Origin of the sequence: Rhodoferax sp. (assembly GCF_028714215.1) — a bacterium.
GTDB lineage: Bacteria > Pseudomonadota > Gammaproteobacteria > Burkholderiales > Burkholderiaceae_C > Rhodoferax.
In genome coordinates, this window is sequence record NZ_JAQTMS010000002.1 from 49339 (window position 1) to 67888 (window position 18550).

Here is an 18550-nt window from a genome sequence, read left to right on the forward strand (position 1 = left end):
TCCTGCTAAGAAAGACTGCCCGGCGCCAGGCCGGAAGCAAAAAGGTGGCCGTTGAAGGCCGCCAGGCGTTCGAGAAAGGCGGCGTCCATGGGCTTGCCCATCTGCTCTTCAAAAATGTCTTTCAGCAACATGGGCATCATGGCCAGACTGACAAACGCCAGGCGCACTATGTCCGGGTCCAGTGCCCCAGCAGCCTGCCCTGTGGCCTTGAGGTCTTGTACTTTTTGCGCTGCGCGGCTGCGCCCGCGTTCCAGCAGTTGCTGGATAAAGCGCCGCCCGGGGCCTTGGTTCAGGGCCAGCACTTTCAGGATCAGTTTGGGAAACTCGGGCTGCTGCGACATGGTGTCGTAGTACAGCCGCAGGAAGTCCTTGAAGCCGGCCACGGAACTCAGCATCTGCCCGTCCAGCACCTTGAGCAGCGGAGCCAGGGTCTCGCGGATCATCTCCTCGTACAAGCCCTCCTTGTTGCCGAAGTAGTAGCGGATCATGGAGACATTGGCGTCGGCCCGGTCGGCGATCAGGCGCGTCGAGACCTTGTGGTAGTCGTCGGCCAGAAAACTCGCGCGCGCCGCATCGAGCAGCCGCTGGCGCACGGAGGGGTCAATCGCATCAGGAGCATCGGGGTTGTCGGTCATGGGTCTTGCCGCTTTCAAAGGGGTAGGCCAACCTTAGCAGCTAACGCGCCTGGCAGTTCGAAGTTTCGTCAATCAAATGGGGCGTTTTGATTGTTGAGTGTTCCGAACTTCACGACACCGTTCCAGCCAAGCCTGCCTGATGCAGCTTGCTTTCGCAAGTCAAGAACGAGGCCCAGGCGTGTGTGGGTCGAGGGCGCCGCGGTGGCGAGCGTCGGTGGTTTTCGCCGGTCGCACACCAACCCCGCTTGCAAGATCAGGCTGGAGGGGCGCTCAGCGCAGCGGCATGAAGGCGGAGGCCGAAGGCCGGGGGACAGCCGCGGAGCTGAGTGCCCCACCAGCCTGATCCACCCGGAAGGCTGAACGGGGTTTGGCCCGACGATCTGCGTGTATGCTCGCTGACCAAGTTCCGGCCCCCTCCATTACTCCTCCCGCATGTTGTATCGAATTTTTTGTGCCTTGAAGATAGCGCTGGCGCTGCTGCTGAGCGCCGCCGCCATACCGGCCGCGGCAGCGGCCTGGGAAATGCCCCCGCTGGACCGGGTGATCAATTACCGGCCGCACCAGTCGCTGCAGATCTTTACCGCCGACGGCGTCGAGATTGCGCAATTCGGTCTGGAGCGGCGACAGTTCCTGCCGATCGCCCAGATGCCCAAACTGCTGCAAGACGCCGTGATCGCGGTGGAGGATGCGCGTTTTCGGGAACATGGCGGCATCGATCCCAAGGGCATGGCGCGGGCGCTGCTGACGATGCTGTCGGGTGGCCGGCGCCAGGGCGCATCGACCATCACGCAGCAGGTGGCACGGACTTTTTTCCTGAGCAACCGGCAGACCGCCGAGCGCAAGATCAAGGAGATGCTGATCGCCTTGAAAATCGAGCAGCAGCTGAGCAAGGACCGCATTCTGGAGTTGTACCTGAATGAGATTTACCTGGGCCAGCATGCCTATGGTTTCGCTGCCGCGGCGCAGGTTTATTTTGGCAAGCCGCTGGACAAGTTGAGCATCGCAGAAGTGGCGATGCTGGCCGGCTTGCCGCAGAACCCGCTGTACGCCAATCCGGTCACCAATCTGAAACGCGCGATCCAGCGCCAACACATCGTGCTGACACGCATGCGCGCCACCGGCGTTATCGACGAGCGGCAACTGGCGGCGGCAAGGGCCGAGCCGCTCAACATCCGCTCGCCGCTGCAAGTGCCGCTGCATGCCGAGTATGTGGCCGAGATGGCACGCCGCGCCGTCGTCGAACGCTTTGGCACGGAAGCCTATTCCAGCGGTATCCGGGTGCAGACCTCGCTGCGCGCGCAAGATCAGCAAACCGCCTGGAACGCACTGCGGCACGCGGTCCTTGAACATGATAGAAAAGGGCTCTGGCGCGGCCCGGAGGACCGGGAGACTCTGCCGGCCGGCGACGGCCCCGAGGTGGAGCGCGCGGCGGCGCAGGTGCTGAAGGATCATCGCGACGACGAGTTGCTGCGCCTCGGCATGGTGCTGCGCTCGACACCCATGGAGGTCACGCTGCAACTGGCTTCCGGGCAGCGCGTGGCCATCACGGGCAACGGCCTCAAGTGGGTCAAGGCGGCGCTGGCGCCCAACGCAAAAGCCGCAGTGGCGCTGCGCCGGGGCGCCGTCGTGCGCGTCATGCAGCAAGGCAAGGCCTGGGTCTTCACGCAGTGGCCGCAAGCGCAAGGTGCTTTTGTTGCACTGGACCCGGTCAGCGGCCGGGTGCGAGCGCTGGTTGGTGGCTTCGATTTCACGCGGCAACAATTCAACCACGTCACGCAGGCCTGGCGCCAGCCGGGATCAAGCATCAAGCCGTTTCTTTATTCGGCCGCGCTGGAGCATGGCGTAATGCCGGCCAGCGTGATCGACGACGCCCCGTTCACCGCCGCCAACGGCTGGTCGCCGCAGAACAGCGACGGCCGCTACGACGGCCCCATCACCATGCGCGAAGCCTTGACGCGCTCCAAAAACCTGGTCAGCGTGCGCCTGCTGCAGCAGGTAGGCATAGGCCCGGAGCGCGACTGGATTGAACGGTTCGGCCTGGATGCGGCGCGCCAGCCCGACAACCTGACCTTGGCGCTGGGTGCCGGCAGCACCACGCCGCTGCAACTGGCGCAGGCCTACGCCGTGTTTGCCAACGGCGGCTGGCGCGTCAACCCGGTGCTGGTGGAGCGCATCACCGACGCCCAGGGCAAGGTTCTGTTCGAGGCGCCGCCCGCCGCGCCCTTGACGGAGGAGACGCGAGCGCTGCCGGCACGCAATGTTTTTGTCACCACCAGCCTGCTGCACGATGTCACCCGCATCGGCACCGCCGAGCGAGCCCAGCGCGAGCTCAAACGCGGCGACGTTTACGGCAAGACCGGCACTACCAACGACGCGGTGGACGCCTGGTTTGCCGGCTTTCATCCGAGCGTGGTGGCGGTGGCCTGGATGGGCTATGACGACCCGCGCAGTCTGGGCGACCGGGAGTCCGGCGGCGGTCTGGCCCTGCCGATCTGGATCGCCTACATGGCCCGCGCCCTGGACGGTGTGCCGGAGCTGCCACTTGGCCCCGCTCCTGCGGGCGTTGAGCAAATCGATGGCGACTGGCGCTACGCCGAATGGGCCAACGGCGGTTGGGTGTCCAGGATTTCGGCAGATGCGCCGGCCACCCTGGCGCCGCTGGCCGCCTCGCAACCGGCTTCCGCGCCGGCTGCTGCGGAGCCCCATTGACGAGCCGTTTGGCGGGCCGGACTTGCCGGCCGGGTCTGCGCGGCGGGTGAGCATTCGGGGCAAAGTGGTTCCGTCTCTGAAATTGGCCCGATGACACGGCATCCCCGATAATCAAGCGGCTTCATCCAGAAGCGCAAACGGTCCGTGGCAACGGGAGCAGGAGGTTTCGGCATGAAAAAGCTTCTTTTGGGTTGGCTGGCAATGTCGCTCATCGGCTGCGCCGCCTACGCCGGCGAAGCCAAAGTCACATGGCAGGAGCCGGACAAATACACCGACATTCGCGAAGGCACCGAGTTGCGGGACAATTTCCGGGCGAAATTGTTCCAGGACTTCGAATCGATCTTTGCCGATCTGGCACAACAGCTCCCGGACGGCTATCTGTTCGAGGTCACCGTCACCGATCTCGATCTGGCCGGCCAGGTCAACGGCATGCACGATGCCCGGTGGCAGGACATCCGCGTCGTCAAGGACATCTATTGGCCCAGGATGTCTCTGACCTACACCCTGAAAAGCCCCACGCGGGAAACCCTGGTAACAGGCCAGGAAGACATCAAGGACATGGACTTTCTGTCCAGCACCCCCAGTTTGGGAACGACCCGCTTTGGCTATGAAGAACGAATGCTCAGACAGTGGTTCAAGAAGCAGCAGCGGGACGGTAAATTTCCGGTCAAGGCGCCCTAGCAGGCGAGGCAAGCCACAGGGAGGGCCGCCCGCTCTTGCATGACCAGCGCGTCGATAGCGCACATGGCAGCGCATTTGCCGCAGCCACTACAGCGGTCGCCGTCGTGCAGCACGGCAATTTTTCTCCATCCCTGGCGTTCAAAGGCGAACAGCCGCAGGTGACAGGCGGCAATGCAGCGCCCACAGCCAGAGCAATGCGCGGCATCGATGAGCGGGATTTTGGCGGTCGTCACAAAGGCTACATTCGGGCAATTGAGGTCGTGAGCAGATTCAGTCTAGACGACTTCCTGTGGCTGTCAACCGAGGTCACGAATACCTGTTTGTCGATGTGCACTATTTTGTGCAGTCAAGCTATTCGCGCTAGAACTCGTACTCCGCCTGAAACCGCATCGTGGTTCGTGTGGCAGCGTTGCTCCCACGAAGAAGCGCCGCGTTCCACTTGATGGCCGACCCGGTTCCGGTCCTGATCTTGCCGAACAGGGCAGGCCCGAATTTGTGCTCTTGCTGCGCCGATGGACTCCAGTGATCCCATGGCCCTAAAGAACCAAAGGCCTGGACACCCCATTCAAACTGTTCTAGTTGCCGGTATTTCAACTGGCCTTGATAGTGCAACTCGGTATCGAACGCGGCGCTGCCTCTGACATGTTTTTGAATCAGCAAGTTGAAGTTCCCCTGGACCCTGCCCCACTCCGCCTGAAACAGGGGACCGTAGCTGAGCTCGTAGCCCTCGGTCTGATCTTTCGGGCGTTCAATCTCGAACATGAAACCGACATCGACCGGATAGCGCCCTGTTTCGGTTAACTGAAAGCGGTTCTCCCACGCCCAGGCATCGAAGGAATTGCTCGCTCCTGGCTCCTGTTTGTAATTGGCATAGATTTCGGTTGACCACCACGCGCTGATTCCGTACGCAAGACCCAGGGAAATAGCAGTTCCACGGGCACCATCTGCGCTTTTTTGAGAACCCCATTTGAAGTCAATTTCCCGCTCGCCCGGCTCCACCGTTGGCATGCTGATTTCGTCATTCGGTCCGGCATAAGCCATCACAGGCACCAGAGAGATGCAGAAGGCAACAGCCGCCCCTGCGAGTTTTGTATATCGCATTGGATTCCTTGGAAAAGTTGGGTTGAAAGCTAACGCATCACGGCATCAGTGCGATCCCGTTTTTGCCAATTTCTGGCTTGCAGGCTGGCCATCCAAATCATTCCAATGGCCCCCGCATAGAACAGCAACTGCAAGCCCGAGGGGCTGGCGTCGTAGCCCATCAAAGCGTGCAACAGAATGCCCAGGGACGACTCGTTTGAGAGTACCAACGACCCATCCCAAAGCGGCTCCGACCAATGCACCACCAAGCCGGCCTGGATCAGCGTTTTAGCCAGCTGACTGGCAAGGCTTCCAGCAAGAACCAGAATCAATGCGTTGGTCACGGAAAACAAATGCTGCGTTTTGATGCGGGCCAGACCAAGGTAAATCAGCAGCCCCGCCAGGGAGCCCAGGGCCAGTCCGGTCAGCGCGCCCAGCAGCATCGGCAACCCACTACCCGCCGACCCGGACATGAAGCCGGCGACAAACAAAACTGTCTCTGCACCTTCACGCAGGACCGCCAGCGCCACCGCCAGAGTCAGCGCCCGCAGTGAACCCGTGCCCTCGGCTGCCGACCGCCCCGTTTGCCTGGCCTCTTGGGCCATTTCCCGACCATGGGTGGAAACCCAAACGCAGTGCCACGCGAGCATGGCCAGGGCCAGGGTGATGATGCCCACGTTCAACAGGTCTTGACCGATGCCATCGGCCCAGACGCTGACTTTCTCCATACCGGCGGCCAGCAACAGCGCGCCCGTCAGGCCCGCCAGAACGCCGCCTGCGATCCAGAGACCGCGACGCTCAAGGCCCCGCGTGGCGGCGGCGACAATGCCCACGAACAGGGCCGCTTCAAGTGTTTCTCGGAAGACGATCAGACCAGTGGCAAACATGATTGGCTTTCGTTGAACCAGCCGTTACTCGGCAATGACAACACCCTTGGCCGTTGCCTCGTTGTATTCACCAACAAACTCAAACCGTCCGGGCTTTAGGGGACCGATGAAGAGCACGGCCTTCGACCCGCCAGGGACAACTTTTTCCCGATTCAAGGAGTGACTTTCGAATTCCTCGGGAGTGTTGTCCTGGTTGTGAACGGTCAAGCGCACGCGCTGATGGGCCGGCACCTTGAGCTCGGCGGGCTCGAAGCGGTGGTTTTTGATGACCAGTGAAACATCCAGATCAGCGGCGAAACTTGTGCTCGAAATGGTTGCCGCCAGCAAGGCGATACCGATCGCCATGCTGGTCGAACGAAGTGACAAGGTTTTCATCGTGGGTTCTTTCTTGTGGAGAGGCATTGAACAGGATCGACTCGGTGGGCACAAACTTTTCAGTTTGCATGCGTCAATTCTAAACGAGAATCATTCGCATCGTCAAATTGCGATCGATATTTGTTTGGCAGCACTCTCCTTCGCCACGGTCACAGGAATTGCCCAGCACCAGCCACAAGGCCCAAACCTGCTTGAAACCTGGCGGCAGGGTCGCGCACGCTGAACCGATCCAGGCCATGGCCGGCAGGCAAAAGCCACCAGGAGGTCAACAGGGCCGCCGCTCGGCGTTGGCCTTACAAGGCTTGTCTCGGAGTTGAAATTGGCGTAGCGCTCTTAGCGTCCGCACGCTCGCAAACCGGTACCGCCCGCGCTTTAACCGACCAGCAGCGACTCGCCAATCACATAGAACTGGCCGCCCGCCACATAGTGCAGGGTGCGCAAATCGTCAGGCGCCTGATCGAACTGCCAGCGTCCCTCATGGAAGACCCGTGCATCGGCCCACGCGGCGGCGACCTCGCCGATGAACAGGTCGTAGGTCTGCTGGTTGTGGGGTTCGGGAACGACCCGGCACTCCAGCCAGCCGACACAACCCAGCACCAGTGGCGCCACGATCTGACGCGCGGCAAAAGTGGTGATGCCGTGTTTCTTCAGCTTGTCCGGAACCACTCTGGCGCTGTCGGTGCCGACGGCCAGTGTTTGGGCTGCCAGGGCACGCGATGGAATATTCAGCGCGAACTGGCCGCTGCCCTCGACCAGTTCACGGGTCAGCGTGGATTTGTCGATCACCACGGTCAGTTTGGGTGGGTCGAAGTCCAGCGGCATCGACCACGCCGCCGCCATCACGTTGCTGACGCCCATGTGAGCGGATGACACCAGAACGGTCGGGCCGTGGTTCAGCAGACGGTAAGCTTTGTCCAGCGGGACGGCGGTGAAATGGGTGGGCGTTGCAGTGGTCATGGTTTGGAACCTGTCCATGGGAATCGATGCGCTGGATCAGGGCGCTGTCAATCCGGGTGCCGTTGGCGGATGAACCGCGCGACGGCCGGAGCCACCAGGGCCGGCTGCTTGATCCACGAATAGTGATCGACCGTCAATCCCGCAGTGTCCGAATTGCGCCAGTGCCAATGAACTGCAGCCTTACCCGGCAGCTTGCTCAACAAGGCTTTTGCGGCTGGCTCGGGTGACCAGGCATCGCCGGCAAAGGTCAGCGCCAGCACCGGCAGTTTGAGCAAGCGCAGCGCGTGCTCATAGTCCACGTCCGATCCCGTCGGCCGGTACTTGCCGGTAACCACCAGATGGCTCCAGTCCCGCATCACGCCAGCCGCCTCGCGCCCGCCAAAGCCGACGCGGGCGCCAGGAAAATAGCCCAACACTGGACTTGCCAACCGTGACAAAAACACCAGGGAGCGAACCGCCAGACGCAACTTGCCCGCGTAGCAAGGCCAATGCACACTGCCGCTGGCGATCAAGGCCACGCCGGCGATGGGGCCAGGGTTGGCGGCAGCGCCGAGCAGGGCCAACTGTCCCCCCAGGCTATGGCCGCCGAGCCAAATCGGGGACTCGGGAAAATGTTGCCTGACGGTCTCGATCAAGGCCGCCAGATCAAGCTCGATCAGATGGCGATAGCCAAAGTCGCTGGCCCGGCCGGCGCGGATGGAACTGCTGCCGATGCCGCGCCAGTCGGGCGCGCAAACTTGCACGCCATGCTGCACCATCTCCCGGCCCAACCGCCCATACACCCGCGCTGGCGTTCCAAGCGCCGAGAGGAAGATAAGCACCGGCGCGACCGGATCTTCCGTCGGATAAAGGCTTGCGCTAAAGCTATGGTGGTCAGCGGCGGTGATGGTCAGCGTTTGTGGTTCTGCCATGGCAAGGTATCCGGTGGCGAAGAGGGGCCAGAAATCGGCTCGGCGAAACATTGTCGCATTGAGGAAAAAGGCTCGATGCGTGCCTGCGCGTTTGCCGTCTCGGTACCAAGGTCATGGTTTGGGTCACCTTCAAGTCGGGTGGCGGCGGCACGGTGAAGCAAAACCCTCAGCCGTTCCCTCTTGATTTGGCTGGCTTGAGCGACACCGGACTGCCCACCCGAGCCCGCACTGCCTCACGCAACAAGTATTCCACCTGGGCATTGACGCTGCGCAGTTCCGCCGCCGCCAACCGCTCAATCTGGGTCCACAAGACCGGATCAACGCGCAGGGCGAAGGACTTCTTGTCGGGGCTTGCCATGCAGGGAGGGTCCCAAGTCAGTTGTACAAGGTGCCGGTGTTGACCACCGGCTGGGCGTCATGATCGGAACACAGCACCACCAGCAGATTCGTCACCATCGCCGCCTTGCGCTCGTCATCGAGTTCAACCAGGCCACGCTCCTGCAGGCCGCTCAAGGCCAATTCCACCATGCCCACTGCGCCCTGCACGATCAGGCTGCGCGCCGCGATGATGGCCTGCGCCTGCTGGCGCCGCAGCATGGCACCGGCGATTTCGGGCGCATAGGCCAGATGCGTCAGTTTGGCATCCACCACCACAATGCCAGCGAGCGAAAACCGGTCCTGCAATTCGTGCCGCAAGGCGGTCCCAACCTGCTCCCCGCCTGAGCGCAACGTGATTTCCGCCGGACTGGCGCCCGCAACTTCGTCCAGGTTGTCGTAGGCGTAGCTGGATGCCAGGTGCCGCACCGCCGCCTCGGCCTGCGTCAACACGTAGGACTCGAAATCTTCCACGTCAAAGCTGCAGCGCGCCGTATCCTCCACGCGCCAGACGATCGCCGCCGCGATCTCGATCGGGTTGCCGCGCAAGTCATTGACCTTGAGCTTCTCGCTGTTGAAGTTGTAGGCTCGGGTCGAGACCTTGCTACGGCTACAAAACGGATTGCACCAGCGCAATCCTTCGGCCCGGTCGGTACCCCGGTAGCTGCCAAACAGCTTCAGCAGGGCCGCCTGATTCGGGTTCAGCGTGTACAAGCCGGCCAGGCACCCCAGTGCGCCCAGCAGCGCCAATGCGCTCAGTATCAGCGTGGGCCCGCTCGGTGCCCGTGTCACCATCAGGGCCGCTCCCAGGATCAAGCCAATCCCGATCGCCACGGCGGCAAAACCGTTGCCGGTTTTAGCCTGGTATTCATTGGAAGCCTGTATTTCCATAATCATCCTCTGTTGATGCTCCAATCCCATGATCGAAGACTGCCTTGATCCCCATCAGAGAATTTGTCACTGAGATCAAAGTGATATCACTATAGTATAGTTTTTAGCGACTGTCAAAACCCGGATGCAGCCCCGTCCGGATGACGGCGCGGCTCGCCACCCGTCAGACAGTCCCCGGCTCGGAGTGAAAACAAAAAGTATTCACTCCTTGCAGCTTGGCCCGGTACATGGCCGCGTCGGCATTCCTGATCAAGTCGCCGGCGTCTTGCCCGTCTTGCGGGTACAGGCCGATGCCGATGCTGCTGCCAACGCTGACCTGCCGGCCGTCCACCATTGCCGGCTGCGACAGGGAATGGAGGATTTTTTCCACAACCAGGGAAATATTCAGGTTAGTACTGATTTCTTCCAGCAGCACGACAAATTCGTCGCCTCCCAGGCGCGCCACGGTATCCTCGGCACGGACGCAGGAAGACAATTTTTGCGCCACGATCTGCAACAACAGATCGCCGGCGTGGTGACCAACCGAATCGTTGACCTTCTTGAAGTCAACCAGGTCCAGGAAGATCACCGCCAGTCTCTTGCTGGAGCGCCGGGCGCGGGAAATGGCGCGCAGCAGCCGGTCTTCCAGCAGCACCCGGTTCGGCAGGCGGGTCAGGGCGTCGTGCTGGGCCAGAAAATTCAACTTCTCTTCCACCACTTTTCGATGCGTGATGTCAGAAAAAACGGCAACATAATTGCTCACTTCACCGGCATCATTCTTCACCGCGTTGACGGTAATCCATTGCGCGTAGAGTTCGCCGTCGCGCCGTCTGTTCCAGATTTCCCCCTGCCAGTGTCCGACCCGGGCCAAGGCCTTGTACATGGACTCGAAGAAAGCTTTATCGTGCCGACCCGAGGACAGGATCGACGGCTTCCGGCCAATCACCTGGTGCGCCTCGTAGCCGGTGATCGTGCTGAAGGCCGGATTGACCGATTCGATAATCTGTTCGGCATTGGTCACGAAGATGCCTTCGTAGGTGCTCTCGAACACCTTGGCCGCCAGGCGCAGGTGTTTGCTGGAAAGTTCCAACCTTTCGTTGCGGTCCTTCAGGGCCTCTTCCAACTCACGGATGTATTCACTTTCGATGTTGGCCAGGATATCGGTAAATGAGATCAGGCCCAGCAGCTCACCAGCGTCGTCGCTGACGCCCAGATGGCGGATATTCTTTTCGATGAAATGCTTGCGCGCCTGGTACAGGCTGGAACTCTGGGAAATGGTGACGAGCGGGAAAGTGGCCAGTTCCCCGATGGTCACCGGCGACCGGCCGGAACCGATCAGACGCACCGCATCGCGTTCGGTAAAGATGCCCTGACCACCGTCCGGCGCAGCAACCACGACAGCATCGAAGCCACCCTGCCCCATTTCCAGAATCGCCTTCGACGCCAGCATGCCGCCAGGCAGAATCAGCAGCTTGCGTCTGAATACCGATTTCACATCACGCAAGGCGATGTAATACTCGACGCCCTGGTTGATCACGACGTCGGTCTGCGACACGATGCCCTTGGGCTCACCCGTTTCGTCGAACACCAGGAAATGGCGCACGTTGTCGCGCCGGAATTGCAGGGCCGCATCGCCCAGGCTGGTGTCGATATGGATGGTTTTGACCGGGGACGACATCGACCGGGAAATCGGCGCCAGGCCGGACCCCGGAGTCGACAGGTCGATGGCGAGGGCGTCGCGTTCGGTCCAGATGCCCACAAACTGCCCTTCATCCTCGACCAGGATCGAACTGCATTGCATCTCTGCCATTCTTCGAGCAGCCTCAGCCACCGGCGTAACAACGGCGCAACTCAACAACGGGTGACAAATAATGCTTCTGAGCGTAACTTTGGTTTGAGTCATTGCATTTCAACCGGTCTTGGTTCTTTAACGGCAGTGGACCAGACTTTCTTCATGCTAACACCTCATCTATTTTCGAGCGGCCTGCCAAGCCGTGACCGACACTTGAACAGGACGACGCCCAAAATCGTCACGTCAGCCACCGCGCTTACAAATTGTCGCGAGATCGACGCTCGCCAGGTCATCGACCAGCCGGCCGGCCGCGTTCTGGGTGAACACTGCAATCCGGCTGTCGTCATGTGTTCGTTTGTCCTGACAGTTCCACCGTCGTGCCTCCGGCCATGCAGACGATTGACAGTAGCTATATCCATGGAGCACAGATGGCTGCCTTCTCCTCTCATCGGTTGATTTTGCCGCTGGCCTGCGGGCTGTTAGGCCTATTGGCGGGCTGCGCGGCGCCGAGCCCCGGTTCAGGGGCGCGGGTGACGCCTGAAGACAGGCCGTCGTTGCTGGGGCCATCCGAAGTTGTCAAGGTCCTCAACCGGGTGACCTGGGGTGTCAATTTGTCTGCGACTCGGCAGGTCGATGCGCTGGGACTCCAGCGCTACCTCGATCAGCAGTTGCATCCGGGTCCGACGCTATTGCCGCCGCCCGTGCAAGCGCAGATCGACGCGATGACGATAACGCAACGTCCGCTCGATTGGCTGAACCAGGATCTGGAGCAGCGCCGCAAAAATGCCGACGCGGTTGCCAACGATGACGACAAGAAAGCGGCGCAGCAGGCCTACCAGCAGGAGCTGAACCGGCTGGCGCGCGAAGCCGCAACCCGGGATCTGCTCAGAGCCCTGTATTCACCCAACCAGTTGCAGGAGCAGATGACCTGGTTCTGGCTGAATCACTTCAGTGTGCACCAAGGCAAACACAATCTGCGCGCCCTGCTGGGCGACTATGAGGAGCGTGCGATTCGCCCTCACGCACTGGGCAAGTTTCGTGATTTGCTGTCGGCCACGGCGCATCACCCGGCCATGCTGCGCTATCTGGACAACGAACAAAATGCCGTCAACCACCTGAACGAAAACTATGCCCGCGAGTTGATGGAACTGCACACGCTGGGCGTGAACGGCGGCTACAGCCAGCGCGATGTGCAGGAACTGGCGCGCATCCTGACCGGCGTCGGCGTCAACCTGGGAGCAACCACGCCCAAGGTGCGGCGCGACTTGCAAGCCCAGTATCTGCGCCAGGGCTTGTTCGAGTTCAATCCGAATCGACACGATTACGGCGACAAACAACTGCTGGGGCAGACCGTGCGTGGCCGCGGTCTGGCCGAACTCGATGCGGCGATCGACCTGCTCAGCCGGCAACCCGCCACGGCCCGTTTCCTCAGCAACAAACTGGCCATCTTCTTCGTCTCGGACGCGCCGCCGGCGCCGCTGCTGGAACGCATGTCGCAGACTTATCTGCGCACCGATGGCGACATTGCGGCAACCCTGCGCACGCTGTTCACGTCAGAGGAATTCGCGCAATCGCTGGGCCACAAGTTCAAGGACCCAATGCATTACGTCGTATCCAGCGTGCGCCTGGCTTATGACGACAGAGTTATCCTGAATGCCGGACCAATGCTGAACTGGCTCAACCGCATGGGTGAACCGCTCTATGGCAGACAGACACCCGACGGTTATCCGATGATCGAGACCGCCTGGGCCAGCCCCGGACAAATGAGCACGCGCTTCGAAATCGCCAAGGTCATTGGATCAGGCAGTGCCGGTCTGTTCAAGACCGACGGACCGCAGCCGCTGGAGCGACCGGCGTTTCCGCAACTGGCCAACCCGGTGTATTTCGAATCCCTGAAGAAAACGTTGAGCCCGGCGACGCAGCTGGCACTGGAGCAGGCCGGCTCGCCACAGGAATGGAATGCCTTCCTGCTGTCGTCGCCCGAAATGATGTACCGCTGAAGGTGAGGACTCCCCATGAATCGCCGTGTCCTGCTGCAAACCTGCGCCACACTTGCGCTGACTCCCCTGGCCGGTAGCCTGTGGGCCGCGCCGGCCAGCAACACGCGCTTGCTGCTGGTTTTTCTGCGCGGCGGCTATGACGCAGCCAACCTGTTGGTTCCGACCTCCAGCCCGTTCTATTACGAAGCGCGGCCCACCATCGCCGTGGCGCGGCCCGGCACCGAGCCCAATTCAGCGCTGGCGCTGGATGGCGATTGGGGACTGCATCCGGCGCTGCGCGACAGCGTCTACCCCTTGTTCACCAAGGGTCAGGCTGCCTTTGTTCCGTTTGCCGGAACGGGGGACACCTCGCGCAGTCATTTTGAAACGCAGGACAGCATCGAGCTGGGCCAGCCCCTGGAGCGCAGCCGGAATTACCGCTCGGGCTTTCTCAACCGGCTGGCGGCGACGCTGGGCGACGGCGGCGCCATGTCCTTCACCGATCAGCTGCCGCTGATATTGCAGGGTGACTTGATGGTGCCGAACACGGCGTTGCGTTCCCTCGCAAAACCATCCCTGGATGCACGGCAAAGCCGCCTCATTGCATCCATGTACCAGGGTACGACCCTGGCGCCGCAGGTAACCGAAGGCTTCGTCGTGCGCGACGATGTGATGCGGGAAATGGCCAGCGAAATGGACGCCGCCAACCGCAATGCGGTCAGCGCCAAAGGGTTCGCGCTGGAGGCGCGGCGGATCGCCAGGCTGATGAAAGACAAGTACCGCATCGGCTTTGTCGATGTCGGCGGCTGGGATACCCATGTCGGAGAAGGTGGCGCCACCGGCTACCTGGCGGGACGCCTGGATGAGCTGGGCCGCGGTCTGGCCGCGTTCGCCACCGAGATGGGGGCCGAATGGCGCGACACCGTGACGATCGTGGTCAGCGAATTCGGCCGCACCCTGCGCGAAAACGGCAACCGTGGCACCGACCATGGACACGGCACCGTGTATTGGCTATTGGGCGGGGCGGTGCGCGGCGGGAAAATCCTGGGTGAACAAACGCGCATCGACCCGGCCAGCCTGTTTCAGAATCGCGACTTCCCGGTGCTGAACGAATACCGGGCCATTCTTGGGGGCCTGTTTGCACGCCTGTACGGACTCAATGCGGGACAAATCGATCGCATCTTCCCCGGCGCAAAGGGGCGGGAGATGGGCCTCGTTTAGGGCCGCCGGTAGTCACCAAGGCAACCCATCGGTTGCATTTTTGGGCGAGTTGCCTCATACTCCAACATGCAACCATTTTGTTGCCCAATTGGGGCTTCTCATGAACCACTACCAACAGAGTTTGATTGTCAAGGCGAACCCCGCCGCGACCTATGCCGCGCTCACCACGGATCTACCCTCGAATGTTACGAGTTGTGCAACAACGGCTGGCGGCATTTCCTGGGCAGTCTGCAACAATTCGCCGAGAGCGGCCGCGGCACGCCCCATCAACGCGGCGACAAGTGCTAAGTGAAATCAGAAGCCAGGAGCGAACACAACATGAATACCAACCCGGACACCGACCGCATCGAACGCAGCGTCGTCATCAATGCTCCCAGGGCGCGCGTCTGGCGCGCGCTCTCGAACGCCGAGGACTTCGGCACCTGGTTCGGCGCCAACCTGAAAGGCCAGACCTTTGCACCCGGGCAGCGCGCGCGTGGACAGATCACCCATTGCGGTCACGAACACGTCTGGTTCGACGTGGTCATCGAGCGCATCGAAGCACCAGAACTGCTCTCGTACCGCTGGCATCCCTATGCCATCGATCCGAGCGTCGACTACACCAAGGAGCAGCCGACACGGGTGACCTTCACGCTGAAGGACGCGCCCGGCAACGCTACGCTGCTGACGGTGGTCGAATCCGGTTTCGACAAGGTAGCGCCGCAGCGCCGCCTGGAAGCGTTCCGCATGAACGGCCGCGGCTGGGCAGTGCAGTTAGACAACGTCGCGCGCCATGTCAGCGCGTAACCGCAAGGCGGTGGGCACAGGCCCGCGCGACACCGGCCTGTCCGCGATCATGCGCTCCAGCGAAACGCTGGCGAGCGTCTTCGCGGCACTGGGCGACCCGACGCGCCTGAAGCTGGTGGCGCTGCTCTGCGCGGGCGGTGCGTTCTCGATCGCGCAACTGACGGCCAGCACCGAAATCAGCCGGCAGGGCGTCACCAAGCATCTGCAGGTGCTGGCCGACGCCGGCGTGGTGCGCGACCTGAAGCAGGGACGGGAACGACTGTGGCAACTCGATCCGGGGCAGATCGAAGAGGCCAAGCGAACGCTGGAGGTCATCGGCAGGGAGTGGGACGTGGCGCTGGGGAAACTCAAGCTGTTTGCCGAGTCACTTTGACCACGCTCGCCTGGTGGACCCGGTTGGACTTTGGCTGGAATTCGTGGGTCCGCCATCGGGCCTCAAGATCTGCCGCTTCCGAAAATCACCGCCTGGCCAATCCCTTGAACAGCTCTTGCGGGCGGCGTCAGGCGGGCCGCTGGTCGGCCGGCCGCAAGGTCACAAAAACCAGCATGGCAGCCAGCGAGAGTGTCGCCGCCACGGCAAATGCCAGGTTCGGCGAGGAAACCCACAGGGCCCCGGCCACCAGGGAGGCTGGCAGATACAGCAGGCCGGTGACAAAGTTGTAGATGCCCACCGCGCTGGCGCGCCGCTCGGGCTCAAGGTCGGCGATGAAAGCTTTGCTCTGCGACTCGTCGATCGCATAGAACAGCCCGTAGATCGCGAACACAGCCACCATCTCCCATCGACTGCTGGCGACCACCAGCCAAAGGTTGATCGCCGCGTAGAGCGCATACCCCAGCAGCAGGATGCGGCTGCGACCGACCCGGTCGCCCAGCTTGCCCACCAGGGGCGCGGCCACGACACAGGTGGTATTGAACAGTGCGTAGAGCAGCACGATGTCGGTCACGCCAAAGCCCACGGCGTGGGCCTTGAGCAAGATGAAGCCGAGGCTGAAATAGGCCAGCGCGAACAATCCCGCCGGCAGCAGGAAGCGTTTGAACCCGGGGCTGAGTCGCTGCCAGTTCTGCCGCACGCTCTCGCGCTCATGCGCGGCGCCCGGTTGGTCCGGGATGCGCGTCAGTACCGCCACGCTGATCGCCGCGGGCACAAAGGCCACCAGAAACAAAGTGCTGTAGGTGCGGGTCGACTCTCCCAGCCACGACAGCAGTCCATAAGCCACCAGCGGCCCGAGTACCGCTCCGGCCTTGTCCAGCGCCTTGTGCACACCGAACGCATAGCCGCGCGTGTCTTTCCCACCGATCGATGACAGCCAGGCATCACGAGGTGGCCCGCGAAAACCCTTGCCCAGCCGCTCAACGACGCGAAACAGGCTTAAACCGACGACCGATGACGATACCAGCAGAATCAGCTTGGCCAGTGTGGAGAAGGCGTAACCGGCGGTGGCGAACCACTTGCGCCGACCGCTGCGGTCCGACAGCCAGCCGGCCAGGTAGTTGAGCGACGAAGCCGAGAAATCTGCCAGCCCTTCGATCAGCCCCAGCAAAGCGCTGGAAGCGCCAGCCACGGTGGTGAAGAAGATCGCGAACACCGAAAAGATCATCTCCGAACTGAGGTCGGTGAGAAAGCTCACCCAACCGAGCTTCAAGACGTCGGGGTGGAGTCGCCGGCGCGGGTCGCCGCTGGGCGCGGACATGGAAGCTTTCCGGGTCACAGTCTCGGGTGGGTTTCGCACCGCCACATCCTACTCTGGTGAGACACTTGAGTTCTCGCTAGCCGCACTGCGACCGGACCAAAGTGAAAGAAGACTCTTCGGGGTCCTTTGTTGGCTCAAGCCGATTGCCGTTCATGCGGCCGCAGCTCACGAAACCGGCAACCGGCTCGGGATGACGGAAATGTCGATGCCGCGTGACCGCAACTTTTTTGCCAGTTGAACGGTCAGAAGAACCGCCCACTACAATCGCCCGCCTCATGAGCTATTGCGCAATCGACTTCGGCACCTCCAACTCAAGCGTGGTGGTTGCCAACACCCCGTGCGGCACGCGGCTGGTGCCACTGGAGGACCAGCAGCCGACCATGCCCACGGCGGTGTTCTTTTTTACCGACGAGCACGAGGCCGCCCAAGCCCACGGCGTGCACCGTCCCGAGGGTGCCCTGCCGCGCGCCTACGGCCGGGCTGCCGTGGCGGCCTACGTCGACGGGTATGCGGGCCGTTTGATGCGCTCGCTCAAATCCATCCTGGGCTCGAACCTTGCGGAGCAGACCACGGACCTTGGTAACGGCTACGCCGTGCGCTACCTGGACGTGATCACCGGCTACCTGCGCCACCTCAGAAACGCAGGCGAGGCCTCTGCCAGGCAGCCGCTCGATCGCGTGGTACTGGGACGCCCGGTGTTTTTCGTCGACGACGACCCGGAGCGCGACGCGCGTGCCCAAGCCACGCTGGCAACCGCTGCGCAGGCCGCCGGCTTTACCGATGTGCGGTTCCAGTTCGAGCCGATTGCAGCAGCGTTTGACTATGAACAGCAGGTGTCGCAGGAGCAGCTCGTGCTGGTGGCGGATATCGGCGGCGGTACCAGCGACTTCAGCGTCGTGCGCGTGGGCCCCATGCGCCGGTTGCGCGCCGACCGTCGCGGCGACATCCTGGCCAACCACGGCGTGCATATCGCCGGCACCGACTTCGACCGACAGATCGAGCTGGCTGCGCTGCTGCCGCTGGTCGGCTTGGGTGCTTATGGACCTGGCGGGCCAGGCGCACGCCAAGTACCAAGCACGATCTACCACGACCTCGCCACCTGGCATCTGATCAACACCTGCTACCGCCCACGGCGCGTAGCGGAGTGGCGCGCCATGGCCGACTGGTTCGCCGACCCCGAGCTGCACCGCCGACTGATGCGCGTGCTGGAGCTTCGCCTGGGCCACGAACTGGCCGCCAAGAGCGAGGCCGCCAAGATCAGCGCTGCTGCCGGCACGCCGGCTCAGGTGGCGCTCGACGCGCTGGCTCCGGGTCTGCTCGTCACGGTAGACCAGGCGCTGGCGGTGGACGCGATCCGCACCGACCTCGATCGCATCGCCCGGGCAGCGGTGCAGACCGTGCGTGCCGCCGGTCTGGCACCCGAGCGCATAGACGCGCTGTACTTCACCGGCGGATCCACCGGCTTGGCGCCGCTGACCGAACGTTTGTCTGCCCGCTTTGCCACTGCACGCCCCGTGCATGGCGATCGCCTGGCCAGCGTCGCTACGGGTCTGGGGGTGCATGCGTCACGGGTGTTCGGCAGTTAGCCCGAATATTTCACA

General features: G+C 62.3%; 18 protein-coding genes. 7 read left to right on the forward strand and 11 right to left on the reverse strand.

What is annotated here, in order from left to right; all coding sequences use genetic code 11:
• Positions 1 to 5 precede the first annotated feature (5 nt).
• Complete coding sequence (locus PHS32_RS01225; RefSeq protein WP_301076933.1) at positions 6 to 635, reverse strand: TetR/AcrR family transcriptional regulator; 630 nt, start codon at positions 633 to 635, stop codon at positions 6 to 8.
• Between the two features lie 456 nt (positions 636 to 1091).
• Here PHS32_RS01225 and PHS32_RS01230 point away from each other — a divergent pair, with 456 nt between their 5' ends.
• A complete protein-coding gene (locus PHS32_RS01230) occupies positions 1092 to 3344 on the forward strand; it encodes a PBP1A family penicillin-binding protein (RefSeq protein WP_301076934.1) in 2253 nt (750 codons plus the stop codon).
• 171 nt (positions 3345 to 3515) lie between these two features.
• Positions 3516 to 4025 carry a DUF3016 domain-containing protein gene (locus PHS32_RS01235; RefSeq protein ID WP_301076935.1) on the forward strand — a complete coding sequence of 170 codons (510 nt, stop codon included), beginning with the start codon at positions 3516 to 3518 and terminating at the stop codon, positions 4023 to 4025.
• Here the strand turns inward: PHS32_RS01235 and PHS32_RS24200 are convergent.
• The 9 genes from PHS32_RS24200 to PHS32_RS01275 all read right to left on the reverse strand — a co-directional run bounded on the left by PHS32_RS24200 (position 4022) and on the right by PHS32_RS01275 (position 11383).
• Positions 4022 to 4258 (reverse strand): 4Fe-4S dicluster domain-containing protein, encoded by a 237-nt coding sequence (locus PHS32_RS24200; protein WP_366143454.1) that lies wholly within the window; start codon positions 4256 to 4258, stop codon positions 4022 to 4024. The genes PHS32_RS01235 and PHS32_RS24200 overlap by 4 nt on opposite strands.
• Before the next feature lie 127 nt (positions 4259 to 4385).
• Entirely contained in the window at positions 4386 to 5126 is a 741-nt protein-coding gene (locus PHS32_RS01240; RefSeq protein ID WP_301076936.1) for a hypothetical protein, read from the reverse strand.
• 29 nt (positions 5127 to 5155) lie between these two features.
• Positions 5156 to 5992 carry an FTR1 family protein gene (locus PHS32_RS01245; protein WP_301076937.1) on the reverse strand — a complete coding sequence of 279 codons (837 nt, stop codon included), beginning with the start codon at positions 5990 to 5992 and terminating at the stop codon, positions 5156 to 5158.
• 24 nt (positions 5993 to 6016) lie between these two features.
• The gene (locus PHS32_RS01250) at positions 6017 to 6367 is read right to left on the reverse strand and encodes a cupredoxin domain-containing protein (protein ID WP_301076938.1); all 351 of its coding nucleotides are present in this window, start codon (positions 6365 to 6367) and stop codon (positions 6017 to 6019) included.
• 372 nt (positions 6368 to 6739) lie between these two features.
• The gene (locus tag PHS32_RS01255; RefSeq protein WP_301076939.1) at positions 6740 to 7324 is read right to left on the reverse strand and encodes a flavin reductase family protein; all 585 of its coding nucleotides are present in this window, start codon (positions 7322 to 7324) and stop codon (positions 6740 to 6742) included.
• A gap of 47 nt (positions 7325 to 7371) precedes the next feature.
• Positions 7372 to 8235, reverse strand: a complete 864-nt coding sequence (locus tag PHS32_RS01260) for an alpha/beta fold hydrolase (RefSeq protein ID WP_301076940.1) — start codon at positions 8233 to 8235, stop codon at positions 7372 to 7374.
• A 166-nt stretch (positions 8236 to 8401) separates the two neighbouring features.
• Positions 8402 to 8593 carry a hypothetical protein gene (locus PHS32_RS01265; protein ID WP_301076941.1) on the reverse strand — a complete coding sequence of 64 codons (192 nt, stop codon included), beginning with the start codon at positions 8591 to 8593 and terminating at the stop codon, positions 8402 to 8404.
• Positions 8594 to 8610: 17 nt separating this feature from the next.
• A complete protein-coding gene (locus PHS32_RS01270) occupies positions 8611 to 9507 on the reverse strand; it encodes an SPFH domain-containing protein (protein WP_301076942.1) in 897 nt (298 codons plus the stop codon).
• Positions 9508 to 9664: 157 nt separating this feature from the next.
• The gene (locus PHS32_RS01275) at positions 9665 to 11383 is read right to left on the reverse strand and encodes a diguanylate cyclase (RefSeq protein ID WP_301076943.1); all 1719 of its coding nucleotides are present in this window, start codon (positions 11381 to 11383) and stop codon (positions 9665 to 9667) included.
• 317 nt (positions 11384 to 11700) lie between these two features.
• Between PHS32_RS01275 and PHS32_RS01280 the strand changes: the two genes are divergently transcribed.
• From PHS32_RS01280 to PHS32_RS01295, 4 genes are all read left to right on the forward strand, one after another.
• Positions 11701 to 13272 carry a DUF1800 domain-containing protein gene (locus tag PHS32_RS01280; protein WP_301076944.1) on the forward strand — a complete coding sequence of 524 codons (1572 nt, stop codon included), beginning with the start codon at positions 11701 to 11703 and terminating at the stop codon, positions 13270 to 13272.
• Between the two features lie 15 nt (positions 13273 to 13287).
• Positions 13288 to 14472 (forward strand): DUF1501 domain-containing protein, encoded by a 1185-nt coding sequence (locus PHS32_RS01285; protein WP_301076945.1) that lies wholly within the window; start codon positions 13288 to 13290, stop codon positions 14470 to 14472.
• 318 nt (positions 14473 to 14790) lie between these two features.
• Positions 14791 to 15258 carry an SRPBCC family protein gene (locus tag PHS32_RS01290; RefSeq protein ID WP_301076946.1) on the forward strand — a complete coding sequence of 156 codons (468 nt, stop codon included), beginning with the start codon at positions 14791 to 14793 and terminating at the stop codon, positions 15256 to 15258.
• 49 nt (positions 15259 to 15307) lie between these two features.
• Positions 15308 to 15631, forward strand: a complete 324-nt coding sequence (locus PHS32_RS01295; RefSeq protein WP_301077075.1) for a metalloregulator ArsR/SmtB family transcription factor — start codon at positions 15308 to 15310, stop codon at positions 15629 to 15631.
• 127 nt (positions 15632 to 15758) lie between these two features.
• Here PHS32_RS01295 and PHS32_RS01300 read toward each other — a convergent pair whose 3' ends face one another.
• Positions 15759 to 16949, reverse strand: a complete 1191-nt coding sequence (locus PHS32_RS01300) for an MFS transporter (protein ID WP_301076947.1) — start codon at positions 16947 to 16949, stop codon at positions 15759 to 15761.
• A 275-nt stretch (positions 16950 to 17224) separates the two neighbouring features.
• Between PHS32_RS01300 and PHS32_RS01305 the strand changes: the two genes are divergently transcribed.
• Complete coding sequence (locus PHS32_RS01305; RefSeq protein ID WP_301076948.1) at positions 17225 to 18535, forward strand: Hsp70 family protein; 1311 nt, start codon at positions 17225 to 17227, stop codon at positions 18533 to 18535.
• The last annotated feature ends 15 nt before the right edge of the window (positions 18536 to 18550 follow it).

Coding starts and splice junctions, on each gene's coding strand:
- PHS32_RS01250 (WP_301076938.1), bottom strand. CDS start 6,367: ATGAAAACCTTGTCACTTCGTTCGACCAGCATGGCGATCGGTATCGCC.
- PHS32_RS01235 (WP_301076935.1), top strand. CDS start 3,516: ATGAAAAAGCTTCTTTTGGGTTGGCTGGCAATGTCGCTCATCGGCTGC.
- PHS32_RS01275 (WP_301076943.1), bottom strand. CDS start 11,383: ATGACTCAAACCAAAGTTACGCTCAGAAGCATTATTTGTCACCCGTTG.
- PHS32_RS01285 (WP_301076945.1), top strand. CDS start 13,288: ATGAATCGCCGTGTCCTGCTGCAAACCTGCGCCACACTTGCGCTGACT.
- PHS32_RS01270 (WP_301076942.1), bottom strand. CDS start 9,507: ATGATTATGGAAATACAGGCTTCCAATGAATACCAGGCTAAAACCGGC.
- PHS32_RS01300 (WP_301076947.1), bottom strand. CDS start 16,949: ATGTCCGCGCCCAGCGGCGACCCGCGCCGGCGACTCCACCCCGACGTC.
- PHS32_RS01280 (WP_301076944.1), top strand. CDS start 11,701: ATGGCTGCCTTCTCCTCTCATCGGTTGATTTTGCCGCTGGCCTGCGGG.
- PHS32_RS01260 (WP_301076940.1), bottom strand. CDS start 8,235: ATGGCAGAACCACAAACGCTGACCATCACCGCCGCTGACCACCATAGC.
- PHS32_RS01240 (WP_301076936.1), bottom strand. CDS start 5,126: ATGCGATATACAAAACTCGCAGGGGCGGCTGTTGCCTTCTGCATCTCT.
- PHS32_RS01305 (WP_301076948.1), top strand. CDS start 17,225: ATGAGCTATTGCGCAATCGACTTCGGCACCTCCAACTCAAGCGTGGTG.
- PHS32_RS01225 (WP_301076933.1), bottom strand. CDS start 635: ATGACCGACAACCCCGATGCTCCTGATGCGATTGACCCCTCCGTGCGC.
- PHS32_RS01290 (WP_301076946.1), top strand. CDS start 14,791: ATGAATACCAACCCGGACACCGACCGCATCGAACGCAGCGTCGTCATC.
- PHS32_RS01255 (WP_301076939.1), bottom strand. CDS start 7,324: ATGACCACTGCAACGCCCACCCATTTCACCGCCGTCCCGCTGGACAAA.
- PHS32_RS01265 (WP_301076941.1), bottom strand. CDS start 8,593: ATGGCAAGCCCCGACAAGAAGTCCTTCGCCCTGCGCGTTGATCCGGTC.
- PHS32_RS01295 (WP_301077075.1), top strand. CDS start 15,308: ATGCGCTCCAGCGAAACGCTGGCGAGCGTCTTCGCGGCACTGGGCGAC.
- PHS32_RS01245 (WP_301076937.1), bottom strand. CDS start 5,992: ATGTTTGCCACTGGTCTGATCGTCTTCCGAGAAACACTTGAAGCGGCC.